Source organism: Rhizobium sp. SG741 (assembly GCF_012275435.1).
GTDB lineage: Bacteria > Pseudomonadota > Alphaproteobacteria > Rhizobiales > Rhizobiaceae > Rhizobium > Rhizobium lusitanum.
The window spans coordinates 88,591-110,137 of record NZ_JAAZQP010000017.1; the positions used below are offsets into that span (position 1 = coordinate 88,591).

Sequence of the window (21,547 nt, forward strand, 5' to 3'; positions counted from 1 at the left end):
CAGAATCTGCTCCACTCGGGCAGCACCATGAACCAGCCAGGCATATTCGAACTTGCCGGCTTCGGCCCGGACGGCTGGGGGCATGCCCTTCTCGCCGGGGCGTGGATGACCATCCTTGTCGCGATTGCCGGCTATGCGGTCGGCGCCTTCATCGGGACCTTCGGTGCCTGGGCGAAGATTGCCGGCAATCGCTTTGCGCGCACGGTGGCCGATGCCTACACGACCGTATTGCGCGGCATTCCCGATCTGCTGGTCATTTACCTCTTCTATTTCGGCGGAAGCGCCGTCGTCACGGCGATCGGCAAGCTTTTCGGGGCGGAAGGCTTTCTTGGTTTTCCCGGATTTCTTGCCGGCTCGCTTGCCGTGGGCGTCACCTCGGGAGCCCAGTTCACGGAGGTGCTGCGGGGCGGGTTCAAGGCGGTGCATCCCGGTGAAATCGAGGCGGCTATTGCCTGCGGCATGTCGCGCGGCTTGCGCCTGCGCCGCATCATTGCGCCGCTGACGCTGCGGCATGCGCTTCCCGGCCTCGGCAATGTCTGGCAGGTCGTCCTGAAGGAATCGGCGCTGGTGTCGATCACCGGCGTCGCCGAATTGTTGCGCCAGGCCCAGGTCGGTGCCGGCTCGACCGGGCTTCCATTCGATTTCTACCTGATTGCCGGCGTCATCTACCTGATGATCTCGACCCTTTCGAGCCTCATCCTTCAACAGGCCGAGCGGCGTTTGTCGCGCGGTGTGAGGAGGCGCTGATGGATTGGCAATTCCTTGAAGAGACCTTCGTAAGTCTCATCGGCGCGCTCCCTTTGACGATCGAGCTTGCCGTGACATCGATCTGCCTCGGCGCCATCCTGGCGCTGCTGCTGGCGCTGGCGCGTCTTTCCGGCATCGCCGTCCTCGATTGGTTCGCGCGCCTCTATGTCTTCGTCTTCCGCGGTACGCCGCTGCTGGTTCAGATCTTCCTGATCTACTATGGCCTCGGCCAGTTTCCCGCCATACGCCATAGTATCCTCTGGCCATTCCTGCGCGAGCCCTATTGGTGCGCGGTCCTGGCATTGACCTTGAACACCGCTGCCTATGCCAGTGAGATCATTCGCGGCGCCCTGCTCTCGGTACCGCACGGGCAGGTCGAGGCCGCTCGTGCCTGCGGCATGCATCGCATGATGCTGTTTCGCCGCATCGTGCTGCCGCTCGCCGTTCGTCAGGCCTCGCCGGGCTATGGCAACGAGATGATCTCGATGGTCAAGGCGACCTCGCTTGCCTCGATCATTACGCTGATGGAGGTGACCGGTGTTGCCGCCAAGATCATCTCGGAGACCTATCGCGCGATCGAAGTCTTCGTCGTCTCCGGCGCCATCTATCTTCTGATCAATTTCGTGCTGACGCGTCTCATCCAGCTTGCCGAATACAGGTTGAGCCCGCATCTGCGTCCCCCTCCCTCCAGTACCCGCTCCACCACCGAGGCAGTTGCCGCAGGAGATCCGCAATGATCGCCATACCAGTCGCACTCAGCGTGCGCGACATGCATAAGAGCTTCGGGCCGGTCGAAGTCCTGAAAGGCATTTCACTCGATGCTCTCGAGGGTGACGTCGTCTCCATTCTCGGCTCTTCCGGTTCGGGCAAATCCACCTTCCTGCGCTGCATCAACCTTCTGGAGATGCCCGATTCCGGCGAAGTGAGGGTGGCTGGCGAAACGATCCGCATGCAGCGCAACGCCCGCGGTGCGCATCGTCCGGCGGATGGCCGGCAGGTCGATCGCATTCGCTCCCAGCTTGGAATGGTGTTCCAGAGCTTCAATCTCTGGTCTCACAAGACCATCCTCGAAAATGTCATCGAGGCGCCGATTCACGTTCAGCGGCGCTCGCGGGCCGAGTGCGTCGAGGAAGCGGAAGCCTTGCTTGCCAAGGTCGGCATTGCCGACAAGCGCGACTTCTATCCGGGGCATCTTTCGGGTGGTCAGCAGCAGCGCGCCGCCATTGCGCGGGCGCTCGCCATGCGGCCGAAGGTCATGCTCTTTGACGAACCGACCTCTGCTCTCGATCCGGAGCTCGTCGGGGAAGTCCTGCGCGTGATGCGGGCGCTGGCCGAAGAGGGGCGCACCATGCTCGTCGTCACGCATGAGATGGGCTTTGCGCGTGATGTCTCCAGCCGCGTCATCTTCCTGCATAAGGGCGTCGTCGAGGAAGACGGCAGGCCACAGGATGTCTTTGCCGGCTCGCGCTCCGAGCGCTTCCGCCAGTTCATCAGCAAATGACCAGTCAAGCTCAATCAGAAAAGGGGAACTCGATAATGAAATACCTTACCGGAATTCTCGCGGCCGTGATGATGGTCGCCACACTTGCCGTCTCGACGGTCGTGCGCGCCGAGGAAAAGAAATGGACGCATGTGACGATTGCGACCGAAGGCGCTTTCCGGCCATGGAACTTCACCAAGGCCGACGGAAGCCTGGATGGCTATGAAATCGAGCTGATCAAATATTTCTGCGACCATATGAAGGTCGAATGCACGACCGTCATCCAGCCCTTCGACGGCATGATTCCCGCGCTCAATGCCGGCAAGTTCGATGCCATCATTTCGGGCATGTCGGCAACCGCCAAGCGCGAGGAAGTCATCGCCTTCAGCGATTCCTACGGCACGACCGGCCAGACTTTTGCGACGCTGAAAGATTCCCCGCTTGTCGGCCTGCCGCTGAAGGGCGAAGTCTTTTCACTGGCGACGGACGAGGCCGGAGCGGCTGCGGCGGTAAAGCAGCTCGAGCCGATGCTCAAGGGCAAGACGATCGGTGTGCAGACGGCATCGATCGCAGCGACCTTTCTCGACAAATACCTCAAGGGCGTGGCCGATATCCGCGAATACAAGACCACCGAGCAGCACGATCTCGATCTGAAGGCCGGTCGCGTCGATATCATCATGGCGTCGATGGCCTATCTCTCGACGGCGGCGGCAAAGCCGGGCAACGAGGACATGATTGTTGCCGGGCCGCGCTTCCAGGGCGGTCTTCTCGGCCGTGGCAGCTCCGTCGGCTTGCGCAAGGAGGATACGCAGCTGAAAGCGATGTTCAATGATGCGATCGCGGCTGCCAAGGCCGATGGCACGATCGCCAAGCTGTCGGCGAAATGGTTCGGCTTCGACGTCACGCCGAAGTGAGGCTTCCATGGTGGGGTGAATGTGATGGACCTGACGGCCCGTTACCGCCGTCGGGCCGTTACTTCGGTGACCTTTTCAGCGATGTACCGGTTGCTCCGCCCTACATTCTGCAACAAGATTTCCCATAAATTTCACCGGTTAGAAACATTCGGAAACAATCGGAGCCAAATGATCGGATAATTACCCACGCAGAGAAATCACCTTTGTTGCGGAGTCCGATCGCCGATGCTTCTTCTAAATCCCTGGCGGCGAGAAAAGCTGAGCCATATCGTTGTGACGACCTTTCACGAGGAGGGTTATCGCGATTACGGCAAAAAATGCATAGAGACATTCCTCACTCACTGGCCGAAGGACATCTCCCTCGTTGTCTATGCCGAGAATGTCGTGATCGAGGAGAAGGATCGCCGCCTTCTGGTGTTCGACCACAATGAAACCTTGCCGCGGCTGCGTGATTTTCGCAAAGCCTACGGTGAAAATCCGCAAGCCAACGGACTGCGCCCCTCGGCCAATGGCTTGAAACGCGATTTTCGCTGGGACGCCGTTCGGTTTTCCAACAAGGTTTTTGCGGTCGCCGATGCCATCAGGCGCTATCATACCATGGTCGATCAACTGATATGGCTCGATGCCGATACGATCACCCATAGGGACATTCCAAGAAACTTCATCGACAAGATCGCGCCGCGTGGAAACCAGCTTGCCGCCTATTTGAACCGGAGAATATATCCGGAGTGCGGATGGGTGGGCTACAATTTGCGCCATCGCGAGATATTGACCTTCGTCGAACGTTTCGAAGGCGCCTACACGTTGGGCTATTTTCTGACCCTGAAGGAAAGCCACGACAGCTTCGTCTTCTGGAAGGTGCTCCAGCAGATGGAGGGCGATGGGGAAGCTCGTTTCAAGCGGCTCGGCTCGAACCTGACGAAGACCCATGTCTTCATCAATAGCGTTCTGGGCAGCTACATGGATCACCTCAAGGGAGACAGGAAGCAGGCCGGAAAGAGCCGCAGGAGCGATCTGAAATGGAACCGGCGCGAGGCCTGGTGGCGATAATGGCGGATAATCGCGCTAGCGACGGACTCCGCATCCGCATTTTGTAGGTAGCTACTGCATATAGGCGAGTTGTCATTATCTCGCGCAAGCGGCTAATCTGTACGGGATAGGAATTCGGAGATTCATGTACGCCAATTCGATTCTGCCTGCAGATGTCGCCGTGGTGCTGGGGTTGATGTGGAACATCATCGCCTCGCTCGCCGCCTTTTGGGCCACGGGAAAATATCCACGCATGCGTTTGGTTTTTCATGGGCTCGCCTGCTTCGTTATCCTGCTCTCCCCCTTGACGGCGATGATCCTCGGTTTGCCCGGTCTGCTTCCCGAGGAGGAAGAAAGCCCAGGAGCGCGTTTTGTGTTTTTGCCGCTTATCTTTGAGGCGGCAATCGTCCTGCTGCTATATTGTTTGGCTGGAGCAATGCTGCTTCAAAATCGGTTCATTCGGCGATGGCGGACTGGCGCCGTAGCGATCAATCCCGTTAAGCCACCGCGGAAGTCATCGCGCGCATCTTCAAGCCCCGTCGCATGGTCGCGCCACCGGGGCAAGGGTCTCGGATAAAGCGAGTGCCTATTCTCGATGTGATTTGGGTTGGATCGGTTCTCTTGCCGCTCCGTCCGTTGTGTTGGCATGAGGGATCGTCAGAAAGGCCTCCAGCGTCTGTACGATGCTGGTCGACCTGTAAGATATCGAGTCGACCTCGGAGCTTTGCAGGATCAGCGAGCGGATACGATCCATGAGAGCGGCATCCGGTGGTTGGCCGTCACCCACCATTTCGACCTTGATATAGACTGAAGACATAGACCCCCCGTCGCTGTCCCATTGTTTATTTCCAGCCACTCGCAACGTGTCCATCAGGCGTGGACCGTTACCATATCAGCAATTTATCATATTGCGAATAGACCCCAGTATGCCATGGTACGGTGCGGCGATTAAGCGACGCTGAATTGCTACTCATGCCGGCGGCAATTCTGTCGAGATCGGTTGATGTGACGCTAGGGCCATGATGCGCCCCGTTTAAAACTCTGCACAGCCGCGATCGCGTTCAGGCAGAGTTCAGGCGAACCGTCGTATTGCTACCTGTGTCCAATAGATAGGAAATGGGGGTAAGGGAATGTTTGAACGTTTGGTACGACTCTCTCGCGTCGCCTTGGTAGGGCTGGCCGCGATGCAATTGATGACCTCGGTCGCAATGGCGCAATACTACGGCGGCGACGATGATTACGGACCGCCGCGATGGCAGCGTGACCAGGGCCGGGATTGGAATCGCCCGCCAAGAGGCTGGGATCGCGATCGCGAGCGGGGCGGCTGTGACCGCGGCGAACTCATGCGGGCCGCGCGTGCGGAAGGTTTTCGGCGCATCGATTCGGTCCAAAGCGACGGCCGACGCATAGTCGTTCGCGGCTGGAATGATGGCGGCCCCGACCGCATGGTCTTCGCCAACCGGCGCGGTTGCCCGTCTCTCAACTGATGCTCAAAGTGTGTTGTAAGCTGGAGCCGATGGTAAATCGGCTTCCGCTTACCTCCGCACATACACCCCTTCCATTGGCTGGAAGGATGGGCTTGGCCCTAGCTCTTCAGTTATGGTTGTTCGTGGCGCGGGCAAAGCTTAGGCAATGGCGAATTTTGTTTTCGCAGGGTCCGTGCTGGGGTCATGCCGGGATTTGACCGGCACGTCGATGCCGTCGGCCTGCCACTTGATCATGAAATGCCAAGAGACACCCCAGGCATCCCGCACCCGGCCGTATGGCTCCGTCGAACGGCCTTTGCTGAGCGCATCCCGTAGTCGGTCTGCTTCAGCCTGCGCCTCGCATTCGACGGTAATCTGGGAGTTGTGGTCGAAGCAATCGAATGGCCCCGCCTCTAAGCCCACATATGCTCGATCGCCGAGCGTAAAGCCTGCGAACTTGACGCTAAGGGCCGGTCCGTTTGGATCGCTGTCCAGAATGTTCGACACCCACCCGATCGATGAGCCAGGGATCAGCGACGTATAGAATGCGATCGCCGCTTCCATATCCTGCCGAAACCAGAGATGTTGTCATCGGAGGCTTCCTCCTTCGTGACCCGGCCTGGATTGGCACGCGGGCTGAGGGAAAGCGGTCGTTTAATTATAATTCATGCCGCCGACGGGCCGCTTTCTTGTTGGTTTTGTTGAGCGGCGGCGCCGGCGGCATGACAGAAGAGTTACCGGAACCCGTGCGCGCTCACCCCTGCGACGCGCGGACGGCTATGCAGAACTAATTTCCCGTAACTCTTCCAGCAAGCGCCATGACGTAGTCGTCTGCTATATCTGCCAAGGTCAGAGCGACCTCCGGCTCGTTCCAGCCTGCGGCAAGCACCACCTGCACGAAGTCTCGAAATGCTACTGCAAGGACTTCCTCCCGCTCGACAGCGCGGTAGGCGTCGGTGGTGGAATGTTGCGGCCTGCTGATCTGTATTGTCTGACGGGCGGATACCATTAATATGCTCCCCAAAGATCGTTTTACTGGACGCAGAGTACATTCGTCATGTACTCAGCCTTTTTAGCTGCACGGTTATTCTGCTTCTTTTTTAATGGGTTACGCGTAGCCTGTCGTTAGCCACGCATCCGGAAACTTGCAGCAGCGTACATTTTCGCAATCACTTAACTATGATCCGGAGGCTTTGGAGGGGAGCGGTCGTCAATGCATGCGCTCATGCCACGCGAAACATCGGCGCGTCCGGTGAATTGATGATCTATATGAGATGCCCGCAGCGTTCAGCGGCTGTGACCAAGCGTTCTCAGCCATTCTTCGAAAGAATGAGCCCCCTCGTCGTCTTGCGATAGCGGGAATGGGCGCCCGAGATAGGGCTGCGAGATAAGATTCCTGGCCTCACGCGGGCTGTAGCCGAACTCCTTGCTGAAGGCGCGGCTGAAATGTGCGGCGGACGAAAAGCCGACTGCATAGGCGATGTCGAGGATCTGTTGCCGATTGGAGGGGTCGCTGAGCGCGGCATGCGCGGATAGAAGGCGGCGCCGCTGAATATAGTGATGCACACCGCCATCCTGTTCGAAGATCTGATACAGTCTGGTGCGGGACATGCCGAGCTCGCGGCATATCTGCTCCACCGTCAGATCGCTCGCGGCAAGATTGCGCTCGACGAACCGCCGCACCCGCTCCATCAGGGCAAGGGTGCTATGGTGTTCAGTGTCGGCAGACTGTGCCGCCGAAGCTGCAGCGCCGGCCCAAATTATCCCGCGCACGGTTTGGACAACATGGGGCAAATCCGTCGCTACAAAGTTTGGAAGATTGGCTACGATACTATCGAGATACTCGATCAGCAATCTGGTGAAGGTCCCCGAAAGAGCAGTATTGTTTTTGATCTCGACTGCGGCAGGGGCGTCGGACAGCAATGCACGCGGCAAAAAGAGCGACAGAGTTTCGGCGTCGGTGGAACGCCCCCGAAAGGGGTGTCCTAGCGATCGCAGTTCGACCTTGCCCGGCTCGCCTTCGCTGACATACCCATCCACCTCCGTCCATGTCCGGCCACTGCGCAGCACGGAAACATGCCAGTGATCGATGAGATCCGCTTTTACCTTCGCTTGCGAGCGCATGTAGCTGTGGGCTGGCGCACTCTGCTCAACGATCAGCATGCCCCCCAAATTCCATGCCGTGTGGTCGGCGACAAATCCGGTTTCCCGCGGGGCGTTGTCTGGAAGCCGAGTGTCTACGAGGGGCGCCACATACGCCTGCCATGCAGCAAATTGTGTTTCCGGTTCAAGATCATGTGTGGAGAACAGCAACGGCTTCAGTATTGAAGGTGCTTGTGACTCTTCGCCGCCAACTTTCGGCGGACGCGGAAAGCGACGCCTATCGCGCGGCGAGGTCTTCGTCTCCTCGCTCCGCGCATCTTTCTTGGTTTCGACCACGGGAGATTCTTCTTCGCGTCGAAAGTCAGGCAATCTGGCCTCCCCAAATGGCGTCAGGACAGAACAGAATCGTCATCGTGAATCCGCATCCATTGTTAGCGCAAAATCGCACTCTGTTAAATCGGAGGTCGTCCAAGCCTGTTCCGGGTCGTCGTTTTCGCAGAGACAGCCTGCCGTAAGTTGTGCTGAGGCCTCGCATATTACGCCTCCCACACATTCATTTGTTGCGGACTTTGAAAAAAACAAGGCTGGAGGGAATGTTAGCCTATCGCTCCCACGGGAATTGCCCGAAGGTTTCGATAGGTCGGCCCGATTCGTTGCCGCCTGCCGCCAGCTGAAGAATACTAACATGTCGACCATATTGCCGCCAAACGGGAGTGATGCATTCACAGGCGCGCTTGTCGTTAAGGCCGACATGCCGGCTACCTGCACCTGACGCGAAGGCATCTGACATATGATGATAGATAGGCGCTCCTTCCTGATCGCAACAACCCTTGCGATGATGTCCACGAGGGTACGGGCGGCACCATCGGATACCGGCATCCCGCTATGGCCAGGCCTGCCTCCGGGCGGCGGCGGACCATCGGGACCTTTCGAAAGCGATGGCAAGGGCGCCGTCAGCAATATAGCCGTGCCAAGTCTCGAGGTTTTCTCGCCTGCGCAAGCGAACGGAGCCAGCATCCTCATTGCCGCCGGCGGCGGCTATAAGCGTATCGAGATGGAGAAGGAGGCTTATCCGGCTGCCCGCTGGCTGACGAACCGCGGCATCACCGCTTTTGTTCTGACCTATCGCCTGCCGAGAGAAGGATGGAATGACGGCCCGCTGGCGCCGCTTCAGGATGCACAACGCGCCCTGCGCATCATTCGAACCCAGGCGGAGCGCCGTCGGCTGGATCCCTCGCGCATAGGGGCTCTCGGTTTCTCGGCCGGCGGTCATCTGATCGGTCTGGCGGCGGCGCGGTCGGCCTTCGCGTCCTACCAGCCGATCGATACGATCGATCGCCAATCCGCGCGTCCGGATCTGGCAACGCTGATCTATCCGGTCATCACGCTTGAGCCACCCTATGACCACACCTCCGCCCGCCGTTCAATGATCGGCAGTCATCCGGATGCGGAAGCCAGCGCGGAGTGGTCGGTCGAGACGCATGTCCGCTCCGGCTGTCCGCCAGTCTTCCTGGTGCAGGCCGAGGATGATCCGATCTCCGATCCGGCAAATACGCTGATCATGGCGGATGCCTGCCGAAAAGCGGGTGTTCCGGTCGAGCTGCATCGGCTTCCGAGCGGCGGCCACGGCTTCGGCATGGGAAAGCCGGGGACGCCAAGTGCTGCCTGGCCCGATTGGTGGAAGCAGTGGCTGCGCGCCAATCGTCTTCTGTCATGAGGAACCGCACGGACGGCGTTTGCGCTGTCGATGTTTCTCGATGCAGCAAAGGGCGCCTTTCGCGGCCCTTTGCAAAGCCGGTCTGAAACTATTCCGTTTTTGTTGTGCCTTCGAGCGGGCTGGCGGAGTAAGGTCGCCATCATCTTCTTGAGGCATGGATGATGGACCACAAGCGCCACAGAATACGCGAGCTCGGTTTCGCGCCCGGTCATTTCGAACCCGGGCCCCTGAACGCGATCACCGATGTTGCCGGCGTGCATGTCGGGCATGTCACATGCCGGGAAGGCGAGCGCACACGCACCGGGGCGACCGTGATCCTGCCGCATGGCGGCAATCTTTTCCAGGACAAGGTCCCTGCCGGACTCGCCGTCTTCAACGGCTTCGGAAAGTTTGCCGGCGCCACACAGATCGTCGAACTCGGCGAGATCGAGACGCCGATCGTCCTGACCAACACGCTGGCCGTCGGGCGAGGCGTAGAGGCTATCATCCGCCACACCCTCGCGCAGCCGGGTAACGAAAAGGTCGTGTCGGTCAATGCGGTGGTCGGCGAGACCAACGATTCGCGTCTCAACGATATTCGCGCCGCTCGCCCGAGCGTCGATGAAGTTCTACTTGCGATCGATACCGCGACATCAGGGCCGGTAGAAGAGGGTGTGGTCGGTGCCGGAACCGGAACGGTCGCTTTCGGCCTGAAAGGCGGCATCGGAACGAGCTCGCGCCTCGTGCCTGTCGGCGCGGAGGCCTATCGGCTGGGCGTGCTTGTCCAATCCAACTACGGCGGCCGCCTTATTGTCGCCGGACGTGATTATGCCGCGCTGGCGGAGCACGACAAGGACGGTTCCATCGTCATCGTGCTAGCGACCGACGCGCCGCTCTGTCCGCGCAATCTCGAAAGGCTGGCGCGCCGTTGTTTCGGCGGGCTTGCCCGCACCGGCGCGGCTTTGAGCAATGGCTCGGGCGACTACGCGCTCGCCTTTTCGACGGCAGAGGCGGTGCGGCGTACTCCCGAACGCCGCAAGGGCGTGAGTTTGATCCCCACATTGGGCAATGATGCTGTCTCGCCGCTGTTCGAAGCCGCGATCGAAGCTACCGAGGAAGCAATCCTCAACTCCCTCGCCATGGCGGCGGAGACCAAAGGTTTCAACGCCGCGACCGGTAAAGGTTCGGTTGTCGGTGCCATCAGCCTTCCCCATCCAGGTCATTGATGACCGTAATTTTCTGATTTCGCATCATACGGAGTTTTCATGTCTGCCGCGACGATCCGCACCGTCTATCTCAACGGTGCCTTCCTGCCCGAGAACGAGGCGCGTCTTTCCATCTTCGACCGGGGATTCCTGTTCGGCGATGGCATTTACGAGGTCACTGCCGTGCTGGACGGGAAGCTGATCGACAGCGCCCTGCACATGGCCCGGCTCGAGCGCAGCGTAGGTGAGATCGGCGGCCATCTGCCTATCACGACTGACGAGATCGTGGTGATCGAGAAGCGTCTCGTGGAAGAAAACCACCTCACTGAAGGGCTCGTCTATCTGCAGTACACGCGTGGTGCCGAAGACCGAAATTTCTTCTACTCCGAGGATCTGGAGCCGACGCTGGTGCTCTTCACGCAGGCAAAGACGCTCGAACATGTCGCAGCCGTCGAAAAGGGTCTCAAGGTGAAGTCCATGCCGGATCAGCGCTGGGCGCGGCGCGACATCAAGAGCGTCTGCCTGCTGCCGCAGGTGCTGGCCAAGCGCGCCGCCAAGGCGGAAGGCTTCGACGAGGCCTGGCTGGTCGAGGATGGCATGGTGACGGAGGGTGCGTCGTCGACGGCCTATGTCGTGACGCGTGACGGCCGCATCGTGACGCGCGCCAACAGCCACGCGACTTTGCCCGGCTGCACCAGGCTTGCCGTGCTGGACCTCGCGCGCGAGGCGGGATTGGTGCTGGAGGAGCGGCCCTTCTCCGTCGAAGAGGCCAAGACCGCCGCCGAAGCCTGGCTGACGAGCGCCTCCAACTTCATCGTCTCGATCACCAATATCGATGGCGTTGCCGTCGGTGACGGGATGCCTGGCCCGATGTTCAAGCGCCTTCGCACGCTCTATATGGAAAACGCCCGGCGCACCGCGATCTAAGCCTGCCGCAAGGATCGTCCGATCGTCAGGGCTTGTCGAGCATCGACCAGACACGCCCGACGATCGGACGGCGGTTCTCGCGTGAGCGATAGAGGCGGATTTCCACCTCGATATTCCATTCGGGATCGGCGGCACGCACCAACCGGCCATCGGCAAGCTCGGTATTGACCAGGCTTTCCGGGATCCAGGCAAGCCCGAAGCCGGCTGCGGCCATGCCCTTCAGCCCCACGGACATGCTGCCGACATGTACCCGGTTTTCCGCGGGCAGCCGCTCCCCGAAGGCGCCGGCCACCAGTTGCCCGAAGAAGGACGTCTTCTGATAGCTGACATGGCAGAAGCCGGGTTCCAGGCGATGCAGCGGCACCCCGCCGGCGCCCGCGGCGCTCACCGGCAGGATGGTTTCCCGGCCGAGCGTGTGATGTTCGAATTGCGGATCGAGCAGCATCGGCACATGCGGGTGCTGATAGGTGAGCAGGAAATCGCAGTCCCCGTCGATGAGGGAATTCAGGTTTTCTTCCATGGTGCCGGAGTCCGGGCGCAGATGCGAGACCACCGGTCCGATGCGCGTGTTGAGCCGGCTTAGCCAATCAGGGAAGAAGGTGAAGGAGAGGGTATGCAGCGCGGTCAAGGTCACGGTACGCGCATCCGTGCCATCCTCGTGCTGAAGGTTGCGCCGCGCCTGATAGAGCGCCTGCAGCGTCTGCTCCGCCACGGGTACGAAACGCTCGCCTGCGGCCGTCAGCCGCGAAGGATAGGTGGCTCGATCGATCATGCTCGTCCCGACCCAGCCCTCCAGTTGCCGGATGCGGCGGCTGAAGGCGGATTGCGTCACATGGCGCTCGTCGGCCGCTTTGGAAAAGTTCAGCGTCCGCGCCAGCGCCAGAAAATCTTCAAGCCATTTGACTTCCACTCGAAGCTCCCAAAGAAACCGGCTGTCAAAGCCCGCATCTCCTTGGCCCGAAAGGGCGGGGAATGCAATCAGCCGGCGCGGCGATATTCAATCATTCGTGCTCGAGCGAGCACCAGTTCGAGCCTATCCTCGCCTAGAAGGTGGAGGCAGACCCGCTTGGTCCAAGGTCCATCCATCAGCGTGAACAGATAGCGTCCGGCACCCAGCGCGCGCAGCGGCATGCGCTGGCGCACCGGGCCGACGCCCATGACGACATTGCCGCCTTCGATCTCGAGATGCGCGCCCTCCGGCGAGTCCCAGACACCGGATAACGAGGCCGACACTTCCTGCTCTCCGACAGGCAGGAAGCAGTGCTGGGCATGTCCGATTTCCCCGACGATCGCGTCGCCCTCCATCATCAGGCGCATCGGCGACGAGGCCGAGCGGGAGGAAACCCAGGATCCCTCATCCTCGTAGACGGTTTCGTCGGCATCGAGATAGGTCACGGTGCTGCCGGCGACCTTGATCCACCATGGCCCGTTCTCCGTCACATAAGTGCCATCGCGAAGGGCGGTCGAGGTGCGCGGCAAGGCCTCACCCGTCAATGCCGCCATGGACTCCAGTGCGATCTTATAGCCGTTGGTATCCTCGCGGTTCGATACGACCGCAAAGCCGGCTTTCCGAACCGGATCAAGCAGGAAATAGCTTTTGTAGCCGGGATGGGAACCGCCATGGCCGATAAGAGAGCGGTTGCCGAGCATGGTGCGGCGCAGGCCGAGGCCGTATCCGCTCGGCCTGCCATCGGCGAGCTGCCGTGGTGCAGACAACTCGTCGAGTACTCCGGCAAAAGCCCCTTCGCCGCGAAGTAGTCCCATCAACCATTTGGCGAGGCTTTCGCCGCTGCCAGTCATGCTGCCGGAGGCGGAAATATGCAGGCCGGCCGCCGAAAGCTGCCAGCGCTCACCATCGCGCCAATAGCCTGGAACCAGGCCGGCAACGGGGTCGTTCCAGACATCCGGCGCGTCCAATACGGCATCCGCTTGCGCACCCAGCCGTCGAACGAAGTCTCGAAAGAATACACGCCGACGCTCGAATGCGGCTTCCACGAGCCGGTAGCCGGTATTGGAATAGGAGATCTCCGTGCCCGCCTCGTAGTTCAACCGCGTCTGGCGCGCCAGGAAATCGAGCAACGGGCCGGCTTTCGTCTCCGTATAGACAGACAGGCCAAGCAACGTCAGGCATTCGCGCGTGTCAGGCAAGCCTCCGCTCATGTCGAGAGCGCGGCCAACGGTGACATCGCGAAGGGGGGTCCGCAGTTCGGGCAGATGCTGTCCGAGCGGGTCGCCGAGACCGATCTTGTCGGAATGGGTGAGCACCATGGCGCAAAAGGCGTGCTTCGTCACCGAGGCATAGCGGACCACGCTTGCCGCGGTGAAGGGGGCGAGCGTCGAAAGGCTTTCCACGCCGCCATATTCGGCAAAGCGAATGCCGTGCGCATCGAAGCCGATGACGCCGCCGCCCGGCTCATCGCTTCCCCAATTTTGCGCGAATTGGGCTGCGCAGGACCGCGCCGCCTTCCAGTTTCCCGTTTCGGACATGCATGCCTCGCAAATGCAGATTAGACCGGTTCCGCTTCCTCGAACTCAATGCTCAGACGGCGCAGTTCCTGCGTATGGGGGTGGGTGACGTTACCGCGCCGCAAATCGTCGGCCGTGACCTGCTCCACCATCTGGCCATCGATCATAACGCCGACGTCGGTGCAGAGATGGGCGATCACGCCGAGATTGTGGCTGACCATCACATAGGTGAGCTTTCGCTCAGCGCGCAGATCGGACAGCAGGTTGAGGATCTCGGCCTGAACCGACACGTCGAGCGCGCTTGTCGGCTCATCGAGCAACAGGATCCTGGGATCGGCGATCAGCGCGCGGGCGATGGCGACACGCTGGCGCTGGCCGCCGGAAAGCTGATGCGGATAGCGAAAGCGCGCGCTCTGCGGCAGCGCCACGTCCGAAAGCGCCCTTGCGATGCGTTGGTCGACGTCGCCCATGCGGTGAACCAGCGGCAGCTCGCTCAGAATGCGGTCGATCGTCTGGCGCGGATGCAGGGAACCGTAGGGATCCTGGAAAACCATCTGCACCTTGCGGAAGAAATCCGGCGTGCGGTGTTGCGGAGCTGCTTCGCCATTGAAGGCGATGTGCCCCATCCAGCTGGTGTTGAGGCCGGCCATGGCGCGCAATACGGTCGATTTGCCGGAGCCGCTTTCGCCGACGATGCCGAAGCTGCCGCCTTCCTCGACCTTGAAGGAAACGCCCTTGACGACTTCACGCTCGCCGAAACGGATGCGTAGATTGTGGATCTCTATCGTCATTTCAGCCACTCCGGATCACGCTCGAGAATGGGCAACCGCTCTTTCGGGTGGGTGAGCGAAGGAATGCAGTTCAGCAGGCCGCGCGTATAGGGATGAGCAGCAGACAACAGTTCCGATGCCTTCAGCTCCTCGACAACGCGCCCGGAATACATGACCGCCACCCGGTCGCAGAAATGCGAGACGAGCGGCAGGTCATGACTGATCAGCATCAATCCCATCGAGCGCTCGGAGACAAGCTCCTCGATCAGCCGCAGGATTTCCGCCTGCACCGTCGCGTCCAGCGCGCTTGTGGGTTCGTCGGCGATCAGCAGTTCCGGATCGGGAGCAAGCATCATGGCGATCATGACGCGCTGACCCATGCCGCCTGAGACTTCATGCGGATAGGAGGCGGCAACCGCCTTCGGATTGCGGATCTTGACCTGTTCCAGCAGATTGGCGGCCGCTTCTGCCGCCTCCCGGCGGCTGCCGCCCTTGTGCGTGCGCCATGACTCGGCAACCTGATTGCCAATGGTCTTAACGGGGTTTAGCGAGTATTTCGGGTCCTGCAGGATAAAGCCTGCCCGTTTGCCGCGGATGGTGCGCATCTGCTTTTCGCTGGCCGACACGATGTCGATGCCGTCGAAGGAAAGCTTGTCGGCTTCGATGCGGGTTTGCCTTGGCAGGAGTTTCATCAGCGCGCGTGCCGTCAGGCTCTTGCCCGAGCCGCTTTCGCCGACGATGCCGAGCTTCTCGGCACTGAGGCGCAGCGATACGCCCTTGACGGCCGGGGCAAAGCCCGTGCGCGTCTTGAAGCCGATGCGCAGATTGTCGATCTCGACCAGCATGGATCAGTTCCCCTTCGGATCGAGCACGTCGCGCAGCGCATCGCCAAGGAAATTGAAGGCGAGCGAGACGAGGAAGATGGCGATGCCGGGGATCGTTGCGACCCACCACTGTTCGAAGATAAAGCGCTTTGCGGTTGCGATCATCGCCCCCCATTCCGGCGACGGCGGCTGTGCACCCATGCCGAGGAAGCCAAGGCTTGCGGCCGTGATGATGATGGAGCTCATGTCGAGCGTCACGCGGACGATCAGGCTTGGCATGCACAACGGCGCGATATGCCGCATGATGATGCGCCAGGAAGAGGCGCCTGTCAGGCGATAGGCGGCGATAAAATCGGCGCCGCGCACGGTCAGGGTTTCGGCGCGCGCGAGCCGAGCATAGGGCGGCCAGGCGGTGAGCGCGATCGCCAGCACGGCACTTTCGACACCCGGCTTCAGGGCGGCAACGAAGGCAAGCGCCAGCACCAGTCGGGGAAAGGCGAGGAAGATGTCGGTCAGCCGCATCAGCGCCGTGTCGACCACGCCGCCGAAATAGCCGGCGATGCAGCCGATGGCGAGGCCGATCGGCGCCACGAGCACTACTACGGCGATGACCATGCCAAGCGTCACGCGGCCGCCAAAGAGCAGGCGCGAGTAGATGTCACGGCCGAGCTCGTCGGTGCCAAGCCAATGGGCCGCGCTCGGTTTGGCAAGTCGATTGGCGAGATCCTGGGTGGCCGGATCATGCGTGGCGAGCCATGGCGCGAAGAGCGCCAGCAGTATGAAAAGCAGGATGATCGACAGGCCGATCATGCCGAGAGCGTTGCCCTTCAGCCCCAGCCAGATGCGATAGCGATCGCCCCAGGCGGCTTGGCGCCGGGAAGTGGGGGACTCGTCGAGCGCCCAATTGCGGAAGGTTGCCAGCATCATCGCACCCTCGGGTCCAGCAGACGATAAAGGAGATCGGCAACGAGGTTGAGCCCCACATAGATAATGCCGATCAGGAGTGTGGTGCCGATGACCGGGTTCATGTCGCCGTTCATCAGGGAGGCGGTCAGATACTGGCCGATGCCGGGCCAGGAAAAGACCGTTTCGGTGACGACGGCGCCCTCCAGCAGGCCAGCATAGGTCAGCGCCAGCACGGTCACCAGCTGCACGGCGACGGTCGGGAAGGCATGTCCCCAGATCACCCTGCTGAGCGAGAGGCCCTTGGCGCGCGCGGTGATCACGAATTCGCCCTTCAGGGCATCGATCATGAAGGCGCGCGTCATGCGGGCGATATAGGCCATGCTGAAATAGGCGAGGATGCAGACCGGCTGCGCCATGTGGGCAAGCGCATCCCGGAAGGCGTCGAGATCGCCGGCGAGCAGCGTGTCCACGGAGAGCAGTCCCGTGACCGGCGCGATCATTCCGTCATAGATAATGTCCTGCCGCCCAGGCCCAGGCGCGATGCCGAGCGCCGAATAGAAGACGAGCAGCGAGATGAGGGACAGCATGAAAACCGGAATGGAATGGCCGGCGAGGCAGACGACGCGGATCGCCTGATCCGTGAGGGTTCCCTGCCGCACGGCTGCCCAGACGCCAAGCGGAATGCCGATGATCGCGGCGAGAATGAGTGCTGCGGTCGCCAGTTCGAAGGTCGCCGGAAAGAAGCGGGCAATATCCTGCGACACCGGGTTTTTCGTCAACACCGACATGCCGAGATCGCCATGCAGAAGCTGATTCAGGTAATGGAGAAACTGTACCGGAAGAGGCTGGTCGAGGCCCATTTCGGCCCGCACGCGAATGACCACCGCCTCCGGCGCATTGTCGCCGACGGCAGCAATGACCGGATCGACCGGCATGACGCGGCCTATAAGGAAGGTGACGACCGTCAGTCCGAGCAGCGTCAATACGATGCTGCTCAGGATGGCGGAGAAGGATTTGAGCCGTCGGGTCAAGCCTTGCTGGTCCCCTGATAGGAATTGGCTTCTGAGAGAGCGCCGAGCTGGAAGCCGGAGACGGCCTTGCTGCACGCCGCGGTTTTCATCCATTGGAACATGAAGATGAAGGGGCTGTTCTGCATGTGCTCGCGCTGGAGCTCTTCATAGAGGGCGATGCGCTTGGCCGGGTCCTTCTCGTCGCGGGCGGCTTCGGCCTTGGCGGCGAAATCGTCGTTCTTGTAGCGTGAACGCCACAGGAAGGGCTTGCTCTTGGCGTCGTCGGAATTGTCCTTGTTGATGGTGAAGACTTCGCCGTTGGAGTTCGGATCGAAATAATCGGTGCCCCATGCGGAAAGCGCCATCTCGTGCTGGCGGCCGCGCATCTTCGTCAGCACCTGCCGGTTTTCCGCCGATTGCAACTTCACGCGAATGCCGATCTCGGCAAGGTTCGCCTGGATGGCCTGGGCGAGGTCAGGATAGGGCTGTGCGGCGTAGTGATCCATCGTCACGTCGAAACCGTCGGCAAGCCCGGCTTCGGCCATCAGCGCCTTCGCCTTCGCCACATCCTTCTGGAACGGCGTGTCGCTGATCGCTGCCGGGAAACCTTCCGGCTCGAAGCTCTGGTGGACCTTATGGGTCAAGGGCACGATGTTTTCCTGCATGCCCTTGTAGTCGAGCGCCCATTTGACGGCCTGCCAGACCTGAGGCTTTGCCAGGTTCGGCACACCCTGATTAAGGGACATGAGAACCAGCGAGGCGATGCTCTTGGTGACCAGCGTGAAGTCGGCGTCGTTCTGAATGGTGCGAAGCTGCTCGGAGGTCAGATCGCGGGCGATATCGGCATCACCCTTCTTCAGCATCAAAAGCTGCGAGGCGGGGTCGGTGACATGGCGCAGGATGACGCGCTTCAGATTGCCCTTGTAGGGGCCATGCGGGTTGAGCGTGAGCGACACGGATTCGCTCGCCTTCCAGGCCTGAAGCTGGAAACTGCCCGAGCCGGCGCTGTTCTTCTGCAGCCAGGCATTGCCCATGTCGCCATTTGCCTCATTGGCGAGCACCGTCTTCTTTTCGACCACGGCGGCGATGTTGGCCGAGAGGCAATAAAGCAGGAAGGCGATCGCGGTGGGCTTCTCGGTCGTCAGGGTCAGCGTCTCGGCATCCTTGGCGACGATACGGCTTTCGATGTTCTCGGCGGTGAAGCCGAACTGATTGATGATGAAGGCTGCGCCCTTGTTCATCTTGATCGCGCGCTGCAGCGAGAAGGCGACATCCTCTGCCGTCACCGGCGCGCCGCTTGCAAAGCTTGCCTTGGCGAGCTTGAAGGTGAAGACCTTGCTGTCCGCATCGGCCTGCCAGGATTGAGCGAGCACAGGATCGACCTTGGAGGGATCATCGGTGTTGGGACGCACCAGCTTCTGATACATGTTGCTGATCACTTCGCCGCCAACGGCCTCGAAGCTTTCATGAGGGTCGAGGCTCGTCATGTTGTCGAGCTGCTGGGCAACGACAAGCACATCTTTCGGCGTCGCGGCAAATGCGGCCTGTGCTAGATCGAGATAGGACAGGAAGGGCAGCGTACCGCTGCCGATGAGAAACTGGCGTCTGGAAACCATGCGAAATCCCCTTTCACTCTTTTGGCAACAGCTCTATGCCAAGCATAGCGAGACTTGGTACGGTTCTGTCGCTATCGTATTTTCGCCAGCTTCTCTAACAGCGCGTCTTGCGAGCGACTAATTCCGTTTTTCGCAGACCCTATGCGCGGTTTGCATTTGCCCATCCCTCCGAGCTTGCCTAGGCAGGCATCCACTACAATTTTTGGAATGAGACATGACAGAATCCTCGATAATTCCAGTATTCGACGGCCACAATGATGTGTTGCTGCGGCTGCGGCGCGATGGCCTCAATTCCGTCAACGCCTTTCTGAATGGCGAGGCTGCGGGGCATATCGATCTGCCGCGCGCGCGTCGCGGCGGGCTTGCAGGCGGGCTTTGCGCGGTGTTCATTCCGTCTCCGGATCAACCCCGCGATGGGAATGGTGACTTTCCGGCTCCCTCGCAGCCTCAGGCGCTGAACGAGACTTTGGCGATGTTTCGCCTTCTTCTCGCAATCGAGGCTCAGTCCGATGGCGCAGTAAAGGTTTGCCGGTCGGCCAACGACATCCGTAGTTCCATCGCCGATGGCCGGTTCGCCGCTGTTTTCCATATCGAAGGGGCAGAAGCGATCGCGGCCGATCTCGATGCGCTCCATGTCCTTCATCAAGCCGGGCTGCGTACGCTCGGTCCGGTATGGAGCCGGCCGAACGTCTTCGCTTATGGCGTGCCTTTCCGCTTTCCCTCGACGCCGGATATCGGGCCTGGCCTGACCGATGCCGGCAAGGATCTGATCCGCGCCTGCAATGAACTGCGGATCATGATCGATCTCTCGCACATGAACGAGCAGGGCTTCTGGGATATCGCGAAATTGTCGAAGGCGCCCCTTGTCGCCTCGCATTCCAACGCACACGCGATTTCGCCCCACAGCCGCAATCTGACGGACAAGCAGCTCGATGCGATCCGCGATACCGGCGGTCTGGTCGGCATCAATTTCGGCGTGCTGTTCCTGCGTGATGATGGCGTCAGAAATGCCGATACGCCGATTGAGCTCCTCGTCCGTCATATCGCTTACATCGCCGAGCGGATCGGCATCGAGCATGTGGCGCTCGGCTCCGATTTCGATGGCACGACCATCCCGCAGTCGCTTGGCGATGCCAGCGGCCTGCCGAAGCTCATCGACGCCCTGCGCGCCCATGGTTTTGACGATCAGGCGCTCGGAATGATTGCCCATGAAAACTGGATCCGCGTGCTCGAACGCACTTGGGGCGCCTGAAACCCGCGGCGGCGCCGCGCGTAGAGCTTTGAACCTGCGAGACGCTGCACCTTATCCAAGCGGGAGTAGCGCCTTGCCCTTCGGCTCAGTTCTGCTGGCTCGACATCAGCGCCTGATGGATCGGCGCCACCCATTTGTCGGTAGCGATATCGTAGGCGCCGAAGCTGCCTTCGAACTGCCAGTAGCTCCAGGCAAAATGGTTGCTTTCCGCTGCCCGCGCCACGCTTGCGGTCCATGCCGCCCGCGATGCGATATCGCCTTTGTCGTAGGCGCCGAACTCGCCAAGCAGGATCGGGCGATCATGGTTGCGCGACCACGCGGCGATCGTTGAAAAGTCTCGGGCGATCTGTTCGTGCTCGGCTGGACTGCCCCATTTTACGCCGATCAGCTTTTCACGGCTTGGATTTGTCCAGGTCGCACCCTGGTGCGTGAAGGCGAAGGGATCGTAATAGTGAACAGTCACGATGATATTGCGGTCGTCTTCGGGAAGCGACAACTTGTCGAGTGAATGGAAGTTGTTGGAATTTGCCGGTCCGATCACCACGCTGCGATCGGGATTCGTCTTGCGAATGACAGTGAGCGCTTCGCGCAGCAACCCGTTCCAGATATCCGGGGTTATCGCCTTGTTCGGCTCGTTCAAGATCTCGAAGAGAACGCTATCAGGTTCATCCTCATAGCGTGGTGCGATCTGGTTCCAGAAGGCAATCAGCTTCGATCTGCAATCCTCGGCGTTCTCAGCGCAGGCACGATAGTCGTGCTCGTCGAGGATGACTTTCAGACCCGCTCCGGTCGCCTGTTTCACCACGTCATCAAGCTTTGCGAGCCATTGCGCGTCGAGGTGGCCGGACTGATCCATATGCGAGAAGGCTTGCAGATTGACGCGGATGTTCTGAAAGCCGCTGTCATGCAGCATCTTGTAATAGGCGGGCTTGAAGCGAGCCTTCCCGGCATCGGTCCAGAGAGGGTCATAGCCGAGAACGTTGACGCCTCGGCCGAGTTTTGTGGCGGCCTGGCCTGCTTTTATCGAAGGTGCGGCAACGGCGGCGGTGATGGCAAGCAGCGTAAAAAGGCCAGACAGGAACAGGCGCATGCTCACCTCCATGACATCTGAAGCGAACTTCAGCCCGCCTTGTGTC

At 60.6% G+C, this 21,547-nt stretch carries 22 protein-coding genes and 1 pseudogene; 11 read left to right on the forward strand and 12 right to left on the reverse strand.

Features of this window, described 5'->3' with window-relative positions; all coding sequences use genetic code 11:
* Positions 1–27 precede the first annotated feature (27 nt).
* From FHT29_RS30720 to FHT29_RS30745, 6 genes are all read left to right on the forward strand, one after another.
* Positions 28–747 carry an ABC transporter permease subunit gene (locus tag FHT29_RS30720; RefSeq protein ID WP_037191545.1) on the forward strand — a complete coding sequence of 240 codons (720 nt, stop codon included), beginning with the start codon at positions 28–30 and terminating at the stop codon, positions 745–747.
* Entirely contained in the window at positions 747–1,484 is a 738-nt protein-coding gene (locus FHT29_RS30725) for an ABC transporter permease (RefSeq protein ID WP_168600882.1), read from the forward strand. Before FHT29_RS30720 ends, FHT29_RS30725 begins: the two co-directional genes overlap by 1 nt.
* A complete protein-coding gene (locus FHT29_RS30730; protein WP_092574278.1) occupies positions 1,481–2,248 on the forward strand; it encodes an ATP-binding cassette domain-containing protein in 768 nt (255 codons plus the stop codon). The genes FHT29_RS30725 and FHT29_RS30730 overlap by 4 nt, the downstream gene beginning before the upstream one ends.
* A 35-nt stretch (positions 2,249–2,283) precedes the next feature.
* Entirely contained in the window at positions 2,284–3,141 is an 858-nt protein-coding gene (locus FHT29_RS30735; RefSeq protein ID WP_113118579.1) for a transporter substrate-binding domain-containing protein, read from the forward strand.
* A gap of 225 nt (positions 3,142–3,366) precedes the next feature.
* A complete protein-coding gene (locus FHT29_RS30740) occupies positions 3,367–4,191 on the forward strand; it encodes a hypothetical protein (protein ID WP_168600883.1) in 825 nt (274 codons plus the stop codon).
* Between the two features lie 124 nt (positions 4,192–4,315).
* Positions 4,316–4,747, forward strand: coding sequence for a hypothetical protein (locus FHT29_RS30745; RefSeq protein ID WP_037191517.1), 432 nt, complete (start codon positions 4,316–4,318; stop codon positions 4,745–4,747).
* Positions 4,748–4,756: 9 nt separating this feature from the next.
* Here the strand turns inward: FHT29_RS30745 and FHT29_RS30750 are convergent, their stop codons facing one another.
* A complete protein-coding gene (locus tag FHT29_RS30750; RefSeq protein ID WP_168595914.1) occupies positions 4,757–4,987 on the reverse strand; it encodes a hypothetical protein in 231 nt (76 codons plus the stop codon).
* 313 nt (positions 4,988–5,300) lie between these two features.
* Between FHT29_RS30750 and FHT29_RS30755 the strand changes: the two genes are divergently transcribed.
* Entirely contained in the window at positions 5,301–5,657 is a 357-nt protein-coding gene (locus FHT29_RS30755) for a hypothetical protein (RefSeq protein WP_047555513.1), read from the forward strand.
* 138 nt (positions 5,658–5,795) lie between these two features.
* On the opposite strand, the pseudogene FHT29_RS30760 reads toward FHT29_RS30755, so the two are convergent.
* From FHT29_RS30760 to FHT29_RS30770, 3 genes and pseudogenes are all read right to left on the reverse strand, one after another.
* Positions 5,796–6,209 (reverse strand): annotated as a pseudogene (locus tag FHT29_RS30760) (VOC family protein); the annotation flags it as partial.
* Between the two features lie 214 nt (positions 6,210–6,423).
* Positions 6,424–6,645 carry a hypothetical protein gene (locus FHT29_RS30765; RefSeq protein ID WP_037191508.1) on the reverse strand — a complete coding sequence of 74 codons (222 nt, stop codon included), beginning with the start codon at positions 6,643–6,645 and terminating at the stop codon, positions 6,424–6,426.
* Positions 6,646–6,923: 278 nt separating this feature from the next.
* Positions 6,924–8,075: an AraC family transcriptional regulator gene (locus FHT29_RS30770; protein ID WP_037191506.1), complete on the reverse strand. Its 1,152-nt coding sequence runs from the start codon at positions 8,073–8,075 to the stop codon at positions 6,924–6,926.
* Positions 8,076–8,574: 499 nt separating this feature from the next.
* On the opposite strand from FHT29_RS30770, the gene FHT29_RS30775 reads away from it, so the two are divergent.
* The 3 genes from FHT29_RS30775 to FHT29_RS30785 all read left to right on the forward strand — a co-directional run bounded on the left by FHT29_RS30775 (position 8,575) and on the right by FHT29_RS30785 (position 11,567).
* Positions 8,575–9,456 (forward strand): alpha/beta hydrolase, encoded by an 882-nt coding sequence (locus FHT29_RS30775; protein WP_246703187.1) that lies wholly within the window; start codon positions 8,575–8,577, stop codon positions 9,454–9,456.
* A 161-nt stretch (positions 9,457–9,617) separates the two neighbouring features.
* Positions 9,618–10,661 carry a P1 family peptidase gene (locus tag FHT29_RS30780; protein ID WP_168600904.1) on the forward strand — a complete coding sequence of 348 codons (1,044 nt, stop codon included), beginning with the start codon at positions 9,618–9,620 and terminating at the stop codon, positions 10,659–10,661.
* 39 nt (positions 10,662–10,700) lie between these two features.
* Positions 10,701–11,567, forward strand: a complete 867-nt coding sequence (locus FHT29_RS30785; RefSeq protein WP_168600884.1) for a D-amino-acid transaminase — start codon at positions 10,701–10,703, stop codon at positions 11,565–11,567.
* Between the two features lie 25 nt (positions 11,568–11,592).
* Here FHT29_RS30785 and FHT29_RS30790 read toward each other — a convergent pair whose 3' ends face one another.
* The 7 genes from FHT29_RS30790 to FHT29_RS30820 form a co-directional block, all read right to left on the reverse strand.
* On the reverse strand, positions 11,593–12,477 hold the full coding sequence (locus tag FHT29_RS30790) for a LysR substrate-binding domain-containing protein (protein ID WP_037191495.1): 885 nt from the start codon (positions 12,475–12,477) through the stop codon (positions 11,593–11,595).
* A gap of 68 nt (positions 12,478–12,545) precedes the next feature.
* A complete protein-coding gene (locus tag FHT29_RS30795; RefSeq protein WP_168600885.1) occupies positions 12,546–14,054 on the reverse strand; it encodes a serine hydrolase domain-containing protein in 1,509 nt (502 codons plus the stop codon).
* A 20-nt stretch (positions 14,055–14,074) separates the two neighbouring features.
* Positions 14,075–14,824: an ABC transporter ATP-binding protein gene (locus FHT29_RS30800; RefSeq protein WP_168600886.1), complete on the reverse strand. Its 750-nt coding sequence runs from the start codon at positions 14,822–14,824 to the stop codon at positions 14,075–14,077.
* A complete protein-coding gene (locus tag FHT29_RS30805; protein ID WP_168600887.1) occupies positions 14,821–15,648 on the reverse strand; it encodes an ABC transporter ATP-binding protein in 828 nt (275 codons plus the stop codon). Before FHT29_RS30805 ends, FHT29_RS30800 begins: the two co-directional genes overlap by 4 nt.
* A 3-nt stretch (positions 15,649–15,651) precedes the next feature.
* On the reverse strand, positions 15,652–16,554 hold the full coding sequence (gene nikC / locus FHT29_RS30810; RefSeq protein WP_047555519.1) for a nickel transporter permease: 903 nt from the start codon (positions 16,552–16,554) through the stop codon (positions 15,652–15,654).
* Entirely contained in the window at positions 16,551–17,564 is a 1,014-nt protein-coding gene (locus tag FHT29_RS30815) for an ABC transporter permease (RefSeq protein ID WP_037191488.1), read from the reverse strand. Before FHT29_RS30815 ends, nikC begins: the two co-directional genes overlap by 4 nt.
* Positions 17,561–19,159, reverse strand: coding sequence for an ABC transporter substrate-binding protein (locus FHT29_RS30820; protein ID WP_168600888.1), 1,599 nt, complete (start codon positions 19,157–19,159; stop codon positions 17,561–17,563). The genes FHT29_RS30815 and FHT29_RS30820 overlap by 4 nt, the downstream gene beginning before the upstream one ends.
* 214 nt (positions 19,160–19,373) lie before the next feature.
* Here FHT29_RS30820 and FHT29_RS30825 point away from each other — a divergent pair, with 214 nt between their 5' ends.
* Positions 19,374–20,411 carry a dipeptidase gene (locus tag FHT29_RS30825; RefSeq protein WP_092574296.1) on the forward strand — a complete coding sequence of 346 codons (1,038 nt, stop codon included), beginning with the start codon at positions 19,374–19,376 and terminating at the stop codon, positions 20,409–20,411.
* 85 nt (positions 20,412–20,496) lie between these two features.
* Here the strand turns inward: FHT29_RS30825 and FHT29_RS30830 are convergent, their stop codons facing one another.
* Positions 20,497–21,501, reverse strand: a complete 1,005-nt coding sequence (locus FHT29_RS30830) for a glycoside hydrolase family 5 protein (RefSeq protein WP_168600889.1) — start codon at positions 21,499–21,501, stop codon at positions 20,497–20,499.
* Positions 21,502–21,547 lie beyond the last annotated feature (46 nt).